Below are 12702 nucleotides of genomic sequence, written 5' to 3'. Positions count from 1 at the left end.
AATTATTAACCATGGAAATTAATGACATTAAAGATCACATTGCGGAAAAATTTAGTAGTGATTACAGAATCTGGAGTGATGTATTAAACAATACACAGCCGGAAAATTATGTCTGCAAAAATTGGCAGGTAGAAATCAGTCAAGAGGATATTTTTGTTGATACTCCTTCAAAAACATTTTCAGTTAATGAAGGCTTTTTTGCATGTAACCTAACATTGCAATCAGATAATCAGGGTGATGATATAACTTACAGTAAATCTTTTTCAGCAAAAGGAACATTTCAGCTGAACAATATCAATCATATAGAAATAGAAGATGTAGATATTGCTATTGAAATAGATATTTTTTAGGATGTTGTGTGTCAACTGTAGAAGAATAGCTTTAGACTAATCCTCAATAAAGTTGTTGTCGGTCTAATACTGATTAAGAAAATCAGAAAAAAAAGATAAGCATGTGATAAAAAAATTAAATTAAACAATTTTTTTACTCTTTAAAAGGCTATTAATACTATAATTTCAGATTTTATGTTTGTCTTTATCAATAGTATGTGAAATAAATTTGGATTCTATTGTATTTTTTATTATTTTCATTGTTATAAACTAATGTCATAAAAATATTAATTACAAAATTAAAACCTATGGAAATTTTTCTTCAATAATCTAGAAAAGTGTTCTTATTACGAAGTCTGAATACCTGCTCTATCCCATAGAAATTAAAAAAAGGTAATCTTAATACGGGCTTAGTTTGTTGTCAACCTCTCGTTTTATTTGAGTTTCAGTTATTTTGATTAGGTTGGGATTTGTTTATATAAATTATTTTGTTCTGTTTATTAATGACAGTTTTGGCCCAACTGTAACTATAAATATTATCCTTATGTGAAAAAACAGTAAAATAATAAAACCATGAACACACTTGAACTCTTAAACAAACAATTTAATTATCCCTTCCCGACATTAAAGAACCCTCATGCTGATCAGCTGCAGGAAATTACCGAAAACCAATGGATAGACGGCGAATATCTGTGGCTTTATGAACAGAACCCTGACCTCCGCAAAAAGTACAAAAAAACTAAAACTGCCCATATTGCTGCCCAATGGTTTCCCACAGCATCGCTTGAACGTTTCAAACCTATCTGCAGACTGATGTTATGGACTCTTTATAATGATGATCTGTACGAGGAAAGCACCTCTGGAGATATTAAAAAAATCCATACCCAGTCCGTTGCCGTTCTCAATGGTGAGATAAGCGCTGAAGAATCAACAATACCATTAGGATCTATGCTGGCTTCATTAAGGCAGGAACTGTTGCAGTTTATCCCTCAGGAATCAATCGTCCGGTTTACAAAGATGATCAGCAGATATTTTATCGGACTGGAAACTGAACTTCAATACAAGGAGAAAAAAGTGTTTCCGACCATAGAAGAATGTATTGCTTTAAGGGAAGATTCTATCTGTCTGTATCCTTTTTTGCAGCTTACAGAGGTAGAAACAGGAATCATTCTGCCGCAGGAGATCCATGAGCACCCGGTTATCCGTCGGTTGCAGACCCTGGCCTGTCATCTGGTGACCTATTTCAACGAAGTACAGTCCGTAGTGAAAGATGAGGCAACAGACAGTATCTATTATAATATTGTTAAAGTCATCCAGCATGAACGCCAGATCTCACTGGAAGATGCCTGCCTGGAAGATCTGCGGCTTCATAATGAAGACCTGAAAGAATTTGTAACCCTACAATCATCGCTGCCTGACTTTGGTATCTGGCAGGATGCTGTGGTAAACTGGGTACATTATATGAGCATGGTCCTGAGCGGCTGGAAAAATATCTCTACAAAACTTGGCCGTTACAATGCATTGGAATTTCCGGAAGCCAGGGAGCTGAAAGAAAAGCTGAACCAAATATGAGATTAAAGAGAAATAAACGTATAAATATTTTCAATCTACAAACTGAAACTGTAAACAAGATGAAACCGGAAGAATATAATTCAAAAGATTATCTGCCACGCGGCCATTATCCCTGGCCCGACCTCATCAATCCACATGCAGAACAGATGGGTAAGGATATGGATGGATGGATAGATAATGACTACACTTTCCTGACAGAAAAACAACGCGAAACATACAAAAAAATGAGGCTGCACATGTGCACGGCCCGTATGTGGCCGGACTTAACGTATGAACAGACTATTCCCTGCAACAGATTTATGCTCCAGTACGTCGCTCTTGATGACCAGGTGGAACATTCGTCTCTGGAGGAAATCCAACAGTTAAGAATTCGTTGTGTAGATATTCTTAAGGGGGCTCAGCCAAGGCAGGAAGAAAACGCCCTTTATCAACATATGGCCTTAATAAGGGATGAGTTTCGTGCGTTGATGCCTGATATATGGATTGAGCGTTTTATTTACTATTTTTATCAGTCCTTCAGATACGGGATTGAATTGGAATATCCTTATAAAATAGCACAGCGTCCACCATCTCTCACGCTTTTCAAAACCATTCGCGAATATTCTGTTCTTATGCGCCCCTATCTGATCCTGGGTGAGATTGAATCGGGTCTCGTTCTTCCCGAACATATTTTTGAGCATATTGTTGTTCAAAAAATAATATCACATATGACCCTGGTGGTTGCATGGCAAAATGATATTCACTCTCTGCCAAAAGAAATGGCGAAGGGAACAGAGGTTTTTAATTTGGTTTTTGTATTGCAGCAGGAATATAATCTTTCACTGGAAGATGCCTGCTCAGAAGCATTTTGTATCCATAATGAAGAATTGGCCAAAGTATTTGCCTTACATGCTGAGTATCGAGAGTTCGGTGAATATCAGGAGCACGTAGACAAGTTCGTTTATTACGCAGGAGTTGGACTTCAGGGTGTGAATTCTTTTTATCTGGAAACTGAAAGATACCAACATGGAGGAGTAGGTTTTGCCTGGCCGGAAATTAGTAATGATATGAAAACCATTTAAAAATCAGAATAAACGGATGTCGGAATTGTATGGGGTTTCCTATCAGTACAATGGAATTGTCACAAGATAAGAAAGCCAAAGAAAAGTTTTACCAATATTATCATTAATAATTTTCATTTTTAAAATAAACCATGAGAGAAGAACTAATTGTTCCAAAATGTCATTATCCCTGGCCTACGGTGAACAGCCCAATTGCCAATGCCTTTGATGAAGAAGAAAAAGATTGGTATGATAATGATTATACTTTTATTTCCGAAGAAGGAATAAAAAGATGCAAACCCCAGTTTTTGTCACGCGTAGCTACTTATATGAACCCTACCTGTGACAGCATAGAACGGATGCGCCCCTGTGCCAGGCTGATGATCTATATCACACTGTTTGATGATTATTTCGGAATGACCCCTGCAAAAGAACTGAAAGCGATGGCGGAGCGTGTATATGAGGTCATGATGGGTGAAGATCCCGAGCCGGATGAAATTGGTATTCTGCGGCAGATGGCACAGGCAAGAAAAGAATGGGAAACATTTATGCCTCGTTTCTGGATAGACAGAGTGGCCATCAATTTTTATGAATTCATCATCTATGGAATGATGGAGGAAATACCGTTCAAACAGGCTGAGAAAAGAACCTATCCGTTACTTCCGCATTATCTAAGCTTCAGAAAATATTCAATTGGGATGTGGCCTTATGGAGACCTGATAGATCCTGCAACGAACTCTCCGTTACCGGTTTTTATCTATAATCACCCTATTGTAAGGCGTTGCAGAGAGCTGCTCTCACTGATTATTGTGATCCAGAATGATTTTGCCTCTTTGAAAAAAGAACTTGAAATAGAAAGTGAAAGTCTGAATATCATCTTCATTCTGAGTCACCAGTATAATCTTACCTATCAGGAGGCCTGTACAGAAGCCATGAGATTACATGATGCCTATGGCCGGGAACTGGATGATCTGCACAAGTCCCTCCCGGATTTTGGGGCTTTTCAACAACAGGCATATGATCATATTCACCATATTAAACTTCAGATAAGCGGATGTGCCAACTGGTACTATAATTCCGGAACCAACCGGTATGAGCCGAAAGGATTTATTGTGCCACAGTATGGAAGGGAAGGAGATGACATTCTTATCCCACACAGTATTTTTGTACAGAAATAGCTGTGAATGCAATACTGTTGAAGTAATACAGAAAACAGCAAAGATGTAAGTTTTTGCTGTTTTATATTTTGAAAAATCTACTTTTTTTCAAAACATTAGATAACTAAAGCTGAAATCTATACTGCAGAAATGAACATAATAGTTTAAAATCTTATCTTCGTACCTAAATCAACTTGATGATATGAAAAAGATAATATTCCTTGCCTCAGCCGTCTTTGTGCTAAACTCCTGCGTTGTAAGAACCGCTGCAAAAGTAGTGACAGGAGCAGCAACAATTGGGTACAAAGCCGTAAAAGGAACAGTAAATGGGATCAGCTGGGCCGTAAGCAAAGCCAAAGGAAAAATAGATGAAGACCGTGTAGACGGAACATGGAAAGTGGTTGGGGTTTACAAAGGCTCTTTCGAAGAATTTTCAAACGATCAGAATCCGGAAAGCTCATTCACTTCAGACTGTGCGGACGGCTACGACCAGATTGTTTTCAAGGCTAAAAAATCCAAATTCAAACCTGTACATTGCAGCTCCGGAGAAGAAGATTGGGTGAAATATTCTATGGAATTCGGAAAAAATCCTTTAACCAAAGAAAAGGAAAACTATATAGAATACAATTCCAATAATTATATTTCAGTAATTGACGTCAACAATAAAACCATGGTGCTGGAAGGAAACCTGATGCCTAAACTGGCATTTTCAGGCGCTAAACTTTATCTGTTGGAAAAAGTAAAATAATGGCTCTCTTTTTATTGTAGTAACCTGTTTATCGGCTTAGGAAGCTGTAGCGTTAAAAAAATTAAAAATTGATCCGTTAAAAAATTCCCACTGTCTGAGTGCGGCCCGAATATAGAACTGAAAAAGTAATCTTGAATCCGCACGAGTTTTGGGGATTTTAGGAGCAAATTTTAATTTTTAGCGGAAGATTCCAGCCTTGAATTTTTGGTTCTTTTGTTTCAAGACAAAAGAACTTATAAAATGGATTGATAATTGGTTTAATGTTTTATCTATTATAAAAACAGATTGTCCGTCTAAACTTAAACGTCAATCATAATACTTTAACAAACATTGTAGCGTAGCCTCGATAAATTTTTGTTCTTTTGCAAAAAGTTTAATTAGTATTACATGTCAAAGTTCGATGAGATCCGGTTTTTTGATGACAGTGAAGTGAATGAAGCATTACTTGGAATTGCCCGTGATCCTATGATGAACGCGCTGATGGGTTTTACTTTTCCTGATACAGATAAGAAAATCTGGAGGGAGCAGTTTAAAAACATCCACTCTGTAAGTGATTTTCAGCACAATTTTATTGCACATACCATTCGACAGATCCTTACGAAAAGTTCCGAGGGCCTTACGACTTCGGGATTTGATAAGCTGGATAAGCAGACGCCGTATCTTTTTATTTCGAACCATAGAGATATTGTTTTAGATACTTCACTCATCAACCTGGTTCTTTTGGAGAAAGGCCTCATCATGACGGCTTCAGCGATAGGTGACAATCTTGTTCAGAAAACTTTTTTACATGACTTGGCCAAGCTGAACCGTAATTTTTTAGTTCAGAGAGGACTGCCGCTTCGTGAGCAGCTGAAGAGTTCCCAGATCATGTCTGAATATATTAAGGAACTTTTGCATAAAGAAAACCGTTCCGTCTGGATTGCCCAGCGCGAAGGACGTACCAAAGACGGAAACGATGTTACTCAGCAAGGCGTTTTAAAAATGCTTGCTATGGCTGCAGAAGATATGCCATTGGCAAATTACTTTAAAACCCTGAAGATCGTTCCTGTATCCATTTCCTACGAATATGACCCTACAGATTCCTTAAAAATGCCACAGCTTCTGGCTAAGCACAGAGATGAGGAGTACGTTAAAGGTAAAGATGAGGATTTTATGACCATGCTCAGTGGAGTTTTAGGTCAGAAAAAACGGATTCATCTGCATGCAGGCAACGTTCTTGATACGGAGCTGGATGATATTGCGGCCAATTCTGAAAACAAAAATAAGCAGTTGCAGGCAATTGCGCAGATTATTGATGAATCAATCATTCAGAACTATAAGCTTTGGCCAACCAAATTTATAGCTTACGACCTGCTTCACAATACCGATACCTATGCTGATCAATATACAGAACAGGAAAAACAGCTGTTTGTACGAAGACTTGAAATGCGCATTGACCCTTCTGATGCCATTTCCAAAGAGTTTTTTCTTACCATGTATGCGAATCCTTTGGTGAATAAAATCAGGTCCGAACAGAAACTTTCAGAATAATTTCTATAATAACGTTATAAAACCAGGTTCTCTGATTTTCAGCCAGAAGACAGGAGGTATTTTTTACTGCTCATAGTAAAATTAGTAGTACTTTTAGCTGATCATAATATCAACTGCAATACATTGTAGATCTATTAATTGTGATGCGAACCGCCAAAATTAATAACTTCTATCATCATGAAACTATTTCAGTACGATAATTTCCCACAAGTGACAGGCAGCAGAGTATCATTACGACAGATTCTGGAAACAGATATTAAAGATCTTATTGAGATTTCGTTTTATGATGCTATCCGCGCGGAAACTGTTCAGCAGGCAGCGGAAATGCAGGCAAAGATCAATCAGGATTATCTGGATGGAAATTCTATTCACTGGGGCATCGTGGACAATGAAACTCATAAAATTGTTGGTACCTGCGGGTATTACCGGGGGCTGGATAAAGGAGAAGGTGAGCTGGGATGTGTTTTATTGCCACAATATTACGGCAAAGGATATATGACTACCGGAATGACGCTGGCCATTGATTTCGGGCTGCATACATTAGGGCTGAAGCGTATATGGGCAGCAACAGATCAGCATAACGGCCCTGCAATTAAACTGCTGGAACGGCTTAATTTTGTGAAAACAGCAGATTTAAACGAAGGTGAAGTTGAGTATGAACTAAGAAAATAAATGCTCAGAGCGTACGATCAGTTACATCAATTTAGCAAATATTTATGTTAATGAAACGATAGAAAATATTTTTTTGTAAATTCAACGTTGAGGCGGCAAGATAGTTGTAGTGAACTAACAACCACACAAATTAAAACATATGAATTTACAATTAAACCCATGCCCAAAGGTGGAAAATCATCATGTTGACAGTTTTCGTCCGGATGTTCTGGAAGGCTTAAAAACCAGTCCAAAAAAATTATCTTCAAAATACTTCTATGATAAAACCGGAGACCGGATTTTCCAGGAAATCATGGCCATGCCTGAATACTATCTCACCCGCTGTGAACTTGATATCTTCAAAAATAAAACGGCTGATATCGCCCGCCTTATCGTTCCTGAAAATGAACCGTTTGATTTGATTGAACTGGGGGCAGGAGATGCAATGAAATCCACATTTTTACTGAAACACCTAGTTGAAAAAGGAATTCACTTCACCTATATGCCTATTGATATTTCAGGCAATATCCTTTCCATACTAAAAGAAAAATTGAGCCGTGAATTACCGGATTTGGATATAGTCGCTTTAGAAGGAGAATATTTTGAAATGCTTCAGAAAGCAGCCTCTCTGTCCGGCAGAAAAAAAGTTATCCTGTTTTTAGGAAGCAATATAGGTAATATGAATCCCGAAGAAGCTGAACATTTTTGTCACAGTTTAAACCATAATCTGACTTCTGACGACAGGGTATTGGTTGGTTTCGATCTTAAAAAAAATCCTCATACCATTTTAAATGCTTACAACGACCGGGAAGGTATTACGGCAGCATTTAACCTTAATCTGCTGTCCCGTATCAACCGCGAACTTGAGGCCGATTTTGATCTGAAACAATTCCAGCATTATCAAACCTACGATCCCATAAGCGGAGCCTGTAAAAGCTATCTCGTAAGCCTGCAAAAGCAGACCGTAAAAATAGGAAATGACAGCATTTCATTTGAAGAAAATGAACTCATTGATATGGAAATTTCGCAAAAATTTTCCGAAGAGAGAATTGAGGAATTAAGAGAGAAATCCGGGTTTAAACGGATAGGAGAGATCAGGGATTCAAAAAAATGGTTTGTAGATATCGTTTGGCAGGTAAAATAAAGAAATAGATATTGATTGTTAGAAGCGAACAAACAAACTATAAGCTTCATCATCAACCTGTCGATTTTCTTTGCTCATTTAAACAATACACCTGAAAACTAATAAACTTTGCGTTAAATAAAAATATAAATATCTACAGAAGCATGTATTTTTTTAATCTGCCAGAGTAAAAGAATAAGAAGTATATTTATTTTGCTCAAAGTTATAACCCATTAAAAATAAATAACATGACACTGAATATAGCGACACTGGATTTAGTGAAAAAGTATACAGATATCCGGAAACATTCCGAAGAAATCTGTGCTCCTTTGGAAATTGAGGATTATGTAGTGCAGCCCATCATAGATGTAAGTCCGCCGAAGTGGCATCTTGGACATACCACCTGGTTTTTTGAGACTTTTATTCTCATTCCCAATTTTCCTGATTATAAAGTTTTCGATACACAATATAACTTTGTCTTTAATAGCTATTACGAAACTATCGGGGCAAGAGTAATCCGTACCGACCGTGGAAATCTCAGCCGTCCATCCGTTTCAGATATTTATAAATACCGGCAATATGTGGATGAGCATATGAAAATATTTCTTCAGAGCAAATTCATGACTGAAACCGTTGAACCGCTCTTAGAATTGGGGCTTAATCATGAGCAGCAGCACCAGGAATTATTAATTACTGATATTAAATACATCTTGGGGCACAATCCGCTTTTTCCACCCTATAAAAAAGAATTGATCTCAAAAAAAGAAAGCTATGGAAAGACTGAAATGCTAAAGTTTCACGAAGGAGTTTATGAAGTAGGGTTCAAAGGAGAAGGTTTTTGCTTTGATAATGAGCTGGGCAGGCATAAAGTTTATCTTAATGACTTTGAAATTGCAGATCAGTTGGTGACCAACGGAGAATATCTGCAGTTTATGGAAGCTGGAGGATATACCGATTTCAGATACTGGCATGCCGAAGGATGGGATTGGGTAAAGCAGAGCGATGCGAAATCTCCCTTGTACTGGCATTTTATTGATGGAAAATGGATGAATTATACTTTAAATGGTTTGCAGGAAGTTGACCTTAATGAGGCAGTCTGTCACATCAATTTTTATGAGGCCTCTGCTTTTGCATCCTGGAAGGAAATGCGACTGCCTACCGAAGCAGAGTGGGAAGCAGCATCCGGTAATTTCAATTGGGGAAACCGTTGGGAATGGACCAATTCTGCCTATTTACCTTATCCCGGTTTCAAGAAAGAAGCGGGAGCAGTAGGAGAGTATAACGGGAAATTCATGGTCAATCAGATGGTTTTGCGTGGTGCTTCTGAGGCTACACCTGCAGGACACAGCAGGAATACCTATCGCAATTTCTTTCAGACCAGTCTGAAATGGCAGTTTACAGGAATCAGACTTGCTCAATAATTTTTGCCTATGATTACAATTGAATCAGTTTCAAAGAATTTTAACGGAAAACCTGCGGTAGACGATATTTCTTTTCAGGCCCATGATCAGGAAATATTAGTCCTTCTGGGAACGAGCGGTTGTGGTAAAACGACGACTCTTAAAATGATCAACCGTCTTGTAGAAGCGGATTCAGGAAATATTTCCATCAACGGTAAAAATATCCGTGATCAGAAACCGGAAGAACTGCGAATGGGAATCGGTTTTGTGATGCAGCATTCCGGTCTGTTTCCTCATTACACCATTCAACAGAATATTGCCGTAGTTCCCGAATTGCTGGGATGGGACAGGAAAAAAACAGAAAACCGGACCTATGAATTGCTGAATAAGCTTCATCTTTCAGAAGATATACTTTCACGGTTTCCCGGCGAACTGAGTGGGGGACAGCAACAGAGAGTGGGCATTGCAAGAGCTTTGATCGCCAATACACCCGTTCTGCTGATGGACGAGCCTTTCGGGGCACTGGACAATATCACCAAGGCTGACATTCATTCAGAGTTTAAATCGCTGGAAGAGCTTAAAAATAAAACCATCATACTGGTTACCCATGATGTTCAGGAAGCTTTTGAACTGGGACACCGCATATGCCTTATGGATAAAGGGAAAATTATCCAGACAGGAACCCCTGAAGAAATGCTTTATCGTCCTCAAAACGATTTTGTCAATGAATTTTTTAACGAAAACAGGCTTTTGCTTGAATATAAAATTGCGGTTTTGAAAGATCTTGCTAATTCAGAAAGCCTGTACAGTGAATTTGGTTTTACTGAAAATACCAGTGTCTGGAATGCTTTACAGAAATTAAGCTCGGATCACAGAAACACTGAATATTATGAAAGCCTGATCAGGGCATTCAATGAGTATAGAAAATTACAGATCGTATGACGCAGCAAAGTCTTTGGCAGTTTATCATAGAACAGCAGGAAAAATTACTGACCCAGGTTGTACAGCATCTGGGGCTTACCTTTCTGTCATTACTTTTGGCAATTGTTGTCGGTGTACCTTTGGGAATACTGATTGCGAGGAAAAGAAGATTCTCCAGCCCTGTGCTTGGTTTTGCCGGTATTTTGCAGACTATTCCGAGTATTGCCCTGCTGGGTTTTATGATTCCTGTTTTTGGAATCGGGGCCAGGCCGGCTATCGTTGCCCTGTTAATTTATGCTCTTTTACCCATCATCCGAAACACCTATACAGGAATTACAGAAGTAAATCCCACCGTTGTAGAAGCGGCTAAAGCAATGGGAATGAACAGAAGACAGCTCCTTTTTAAAGTGGAGCTTCCTCTGGCCATGCCTGTTATCATTGCCGGAATCCGAACGGCAGCGGTGATCAATGTAGGAGTGGCTACATTAGCATCCTTTGTGGCAGCAGGTGGTTTGGGCGAGTTTATTTTTGGAGGAATCTCACTGAATAACACCAACATGATCCTGGCAGGTGCTATTCCTGCGGCTTTGTTGGCGGTTTTGCTAGACCAGACCATTGCCATTGTACAGAAATCCGGCTACCGCTTATTTCAGAAACTGAAATATATAATCCCCGCTGTTCTTATTATTGTTGGGGCAGCTTATTTGTTTACTTCTGTATCAAAAAATAAAATTAAGGCAGGTTTTACTCCTGAATTTATGGGAAGACAGGATGGTGATCTCGGGTTGCGCTCGGTGTACGGGCTTCATGTAAATCCTGTTGTGGTAAACGATGCCATTATGTATAAAGCAGCCTATGAAAAGGAGCTGGATCTTATCAGCGGGTATTCTACCGATGGCAGAATTAAAGCTTTTGATCTGTATGTTCTCAATGATGATAAAAAAATATTTCCACCCTATTTTGCTGCACCCATTATCAAAACAAAAACACTGAATAAATTTCCCGAGCTGGAAGAAACTCTTAATCTGTTGGCCGGTAAATTTAATGACTCAATAATGACCGATCTGAATTATAAATCTGATTACCTTGACCAGACCCCGGAAAAAATAGCAAAGGATTTTTTAATTAAAAATAATCTGTATAAAAATTCCAGAAGGGGAAATTCCGGCACCATACGGATTGGATCGAAGATTTTTGGTGAGCAGTATATTCTCACAGAAATGTATAAAATGCTTATTGAAGGCTATACAGACTATAAAGTGGAAACAAAAACAGGGTTGGGAGGGACCAAAATCTGTTTTGATGCCTTAATGAATGATGGAGTTGATTTTTATCCTGAATATACGGGAACTGGACTTCTGGTCCTTTTAAAGCCTTCGGAGCAAACTATTAAAAATGTCACTGAGAATCCTGATAAAACATACACCTATGTCAATTCGGAATTTGAGAAACACTACGGTATTCAGTGGCTTAAGCCACTTGGATTCAATAATTCCTATGCATTGATGATGCGCAGAAAGCAGTCTCAGGACCTTCAAATAAAGAATATATCAGATCTTAAAAAATATTTCAGAGGCAGAAAATAGAATCTGATCTTTCCTTTAAAAACTGTAAATATTTGATTTATAATTAATAAATAAACCTAACACTTGTTAGTCGTACTACTACTACACTTTCTCAGATAAATCATAAAAAGCCCCTTTTATACCGTAACTACTTCTATATTTGGTGAAATAGAATAACATCAGATCACAAAATATTAACCATTAATTTACAAATCATGGCAGAAAGAAATTCAAGAGGAATCTTAAAATTTAATGGTGGAGAAGGGCAGAAACTGCTAAAACTTCACTACAGTGTATCACGTTCTACGGACGTATCAGGAAGAGTGGCATCAGACCCTTCTAATGCGCTTATCAAAATCACAGTGGAAGCTACAGAAAAATCAGATATTCTGGAAAGTCTTCTGAACGGAAAATACAAGCCTACAAGCGGAGAGGTTACATTCAACAAATCTCACGAAGAAGGAACACTTACTACTTTGAAATGGGAAAACGGATATGTAATCCAGCACGAAGTAGACTTCAATGCAGTAGATGAAAACAGTATGTACATCAGCTTCATAGTAAGTGCAGAACAAATTGACTTAGGTAATTCTTCTTACAAAGCAGAATGGCCTACTGCTTAAGAATATAATTTCTTAAACTTAAAAAATCAGACAGAATGGTTAC

General features: G+C 38.2%; 12 protein-coding genes. All 12 read left to right on the top strand.

Features of this window, described 5'->3' with window-relative positions; all coding sequences use genetic code 11:
• Positions 1–11 precede the first annotated feature (11 nt).
• The 12 genes from DRF60_RS06205 to tssD all read left to right on the top strand — a co-directional run bounded on the left by DRF60_RS06205 (position 12) and on the right by tssD (position 12659).
• Positions 12–350 carry a hypothetical protein gene (locus DRF60_RS06205; RefSeq protein WP_116011239.1) on the top strand — a complete coding sequence of 113 codons (339 nt, stop codon included), beginning with the start codon at positions 12–14 and terminating at the stop codon, positions 348–350.
• A gap of 552 nt (positions 351–902) precedes the next feature.
• Complete coding sequence (locus DRF60_RS06200) at positions 903–1901, top strand: terpene synthase family protein (RefSeq protein WP_116011238.1); 999 nt, start codon at positions 903–905, stop codon at positions 1899–1901.
• A 236-nt stretch (positions 1902–2137) separates the two neighbouring features.
• Positions 2138–2962, top strand: a complete 825-nt coding sequence (locus DRF60_RS06195; protein ID WP_123902641.1) for a terpene synthase family protein — start codon at positions 2138–2140, stop codon at positions 2960–2962.
• Between the two features lie 131 nt (positions 2963–3093).
• Positions 3094–4119, top strand: coding sequence for a terpene synthase family protein (locus tag DRF60_RS06190; RefSeq protein ID WP_116011236.1), 1026 nt, complete (start codon positions 3094–3096; stop codon positions 4117–4119).
• 181 nt (positions 4120–4300) lie between these two features.
• Positions 4301–4846, top strand: a complete 546-nt coding sequence (locus tag DRF60_RS06185; RefSeq protein WP_116011235.1) for a membrane lipoprotein lipid attachment site-containing protein — start codon at positions 4301–4303, stop codon at positions 4844–4846.
• A gap of 387 nt (positions 4847–5233) precedes the next feature.
• Complete coding sequence (locus DRF60_RS06180; RefSeq protein ID WP_116011234.1) at positions 5234–6376, top strand: 1-acyl-sn-glycerol-3-phosphate acyltransferase; 1143 nt, start codon at positions 5234–5236, stop codon at positions 6374–6376.
• Between the two features lie 177 nt (positions 6377–6553).
• On the top strand, positions 6554–7048 hold the full coding sequence (locus tag DRF60_RS06175) for a GNAT family N-acetyltransferase (protein WP_116011233.1): 495 nt from the start codon (positions 6554–6556) through the stop codon (positions 7046–7048).
• Positions 7049–7187: 139 nt separating this feature from the next.
• Positions 7188–8171: an L-histidine N(alpha)-methyltransferase gene (gene egtD, locus DRF60_RS06170; protein ID WP_116011232.1), complete on the top strand. Its 984-nt coding sequence runs from the start codon at positions 7188–7190 to the stop codon at positions 8169–8171.
• Positions 8172–8398: 227 nt separating this feature from the next.
• Entirely contained in the window at positions 8399–9571 is a 1173-nt protein-coding gene (gene egtB / locus DRF60_RS06165; RefSeq protein WP_116011231.1) for an ergothioneine biosynthesis protein EgtB, read from the top strand.
• A 9-nt stretch (positions 9572–9580) separates the two neighbouring features.
• Positions 9581–10492: an ABC transporter ATP-binding protein gene (locus DRF60_RS06160; RefSeq protein ID WP_116011230.1), complete on the top strand. Its 912-nt coding sequence runs from the start codon at positions 9581–9583 to the stop codon at positions 10490–10492.
• Positions 10489–12057 carry an ABC transporter permease/substrate-binding protein gene (locus DRF60_RS06155; RefSeq protein WP_116011229.1) on the top strand — a complete coding sequence of 523 codons (1569 nt, stop codon included), beginning with the start codon at positions 10489–10491 and terminating at the stop codon, positions 12055–12057. The genes DRF60_RS06160 and DRF60_RS06155 overlap by 4 nt, the downstream gene beginning before the upstream one ends.
• A 194-nt stretch (positions 12058–12251) precedes the next feature.
• The gene (tssD, locus tag DRF60_RS06150) at positions 12252–12659 is read left to right on the top strand and encodes a type VI secretion system tube protein TssD (RefSeq protein WP_116011228.1); all 408 of its coding nucleotides are present in this window, start codon (positions 12252–12254) and stop codon (positions 12657–12659) included.
• The last annotated feature ends 43 nt before the right edge of the window (positions 12660–12702 follow it).

Source organism: Chryseobacterium elymi (assembly GCF_003385495.1).
Classification (GTDB): domain Bacteria; phylum Bacteroidota; class Bacteroidia; order Flavobacteriales; family Weeksellaceae; genus Chryseobacterium; species Chryseobacterium elymi.
Note: the sequence above shows the minus strand (reverse complement) of the source record. Positions and strands in the feature narration are given on the sequence as shown.

Bases quoted from the DNA above. Each gene is read 5' to 3' on its own strand.
- egtB (WP_116011231.1), top strand. From the start codon at position 8,399: ATGACACTGAATATAGCGACACTGGATTTAGTGAAAAAGTATACAGAT.
- DRF60_RS06190 (WP_116011236.1), top strand. From the start codon at position 3,094: ATGAGAGAAGAACTAATTGTTCCAAAATGTCATTATCCCTGGCCTACG.
- tssD (WP_116011228.1), top strand. From the start codon at position 12,252: ATGGCAGAAAGAAATTCAAGAGGAATCTTAAAATTTAATGGTGGAGAA.
- egtD (WP_116011232.1), top strand. From the start codon at position 7,188: ATGAATTTACAATTAAACCCATGCCCAAAGGTGGAAAATCATCATGTT.
- DRF60_RS06195 (WP_123902641.1), top strand. From the start codon at position 2,138: ATGTGCACGGCCCGTATGTGGCCGGACTTAACGTATGAACAGACTATT.
- DRF60_RS06155 (WP_116011229.1), top strand. From the start codon at position 10,489: ATGACGCAGCAAAGTCTTTGGCAGTTTATCATAGAACAGCAGGAAAAA.
- DRF60_RS06185 (WP_116011235.1), top strand. From the start codon at position 4,301: ATGAAAAAGATAATATTCCTTGCCTCAGCCGTCTTTGTGCTAAACTCC.
- DRF60_RS06200 (WP_116011238.1), top strand. From the start codon at position 903: ATGAACACACTTGAACTCTTAAACAAACAATTTAATTATCCCTTCCCG.
- DRF60_RS06180 (WP_116011234.1), top strand. From the start codon at position 5,234: ATGTCAAAGTTCGATGAGATCCGGTTTTTTGATGACAGTGAAGTGAAT.
- DRF60_RS06160 (WP_116011230.1), top strand. From the start codon at position 9,581: ATGATTACAATTGAATCAGTTTCAAAGAATTTTAACGGAAAACCTGCG.
- DRF60_RS06205 (WP_116011239.1), top strand. From the start codon at position 12: ATGGAAATTAATGACATTAAAGATCACATTGCGGAAAAATTTAGTAGT.
- DRF60_RS06175 (WP_116011233.1), top strand. From the start codon at position 6,554: ATGAAACTATTTCAGTACGATAATTTCCCACAAGTGACAGGCAGCAGA.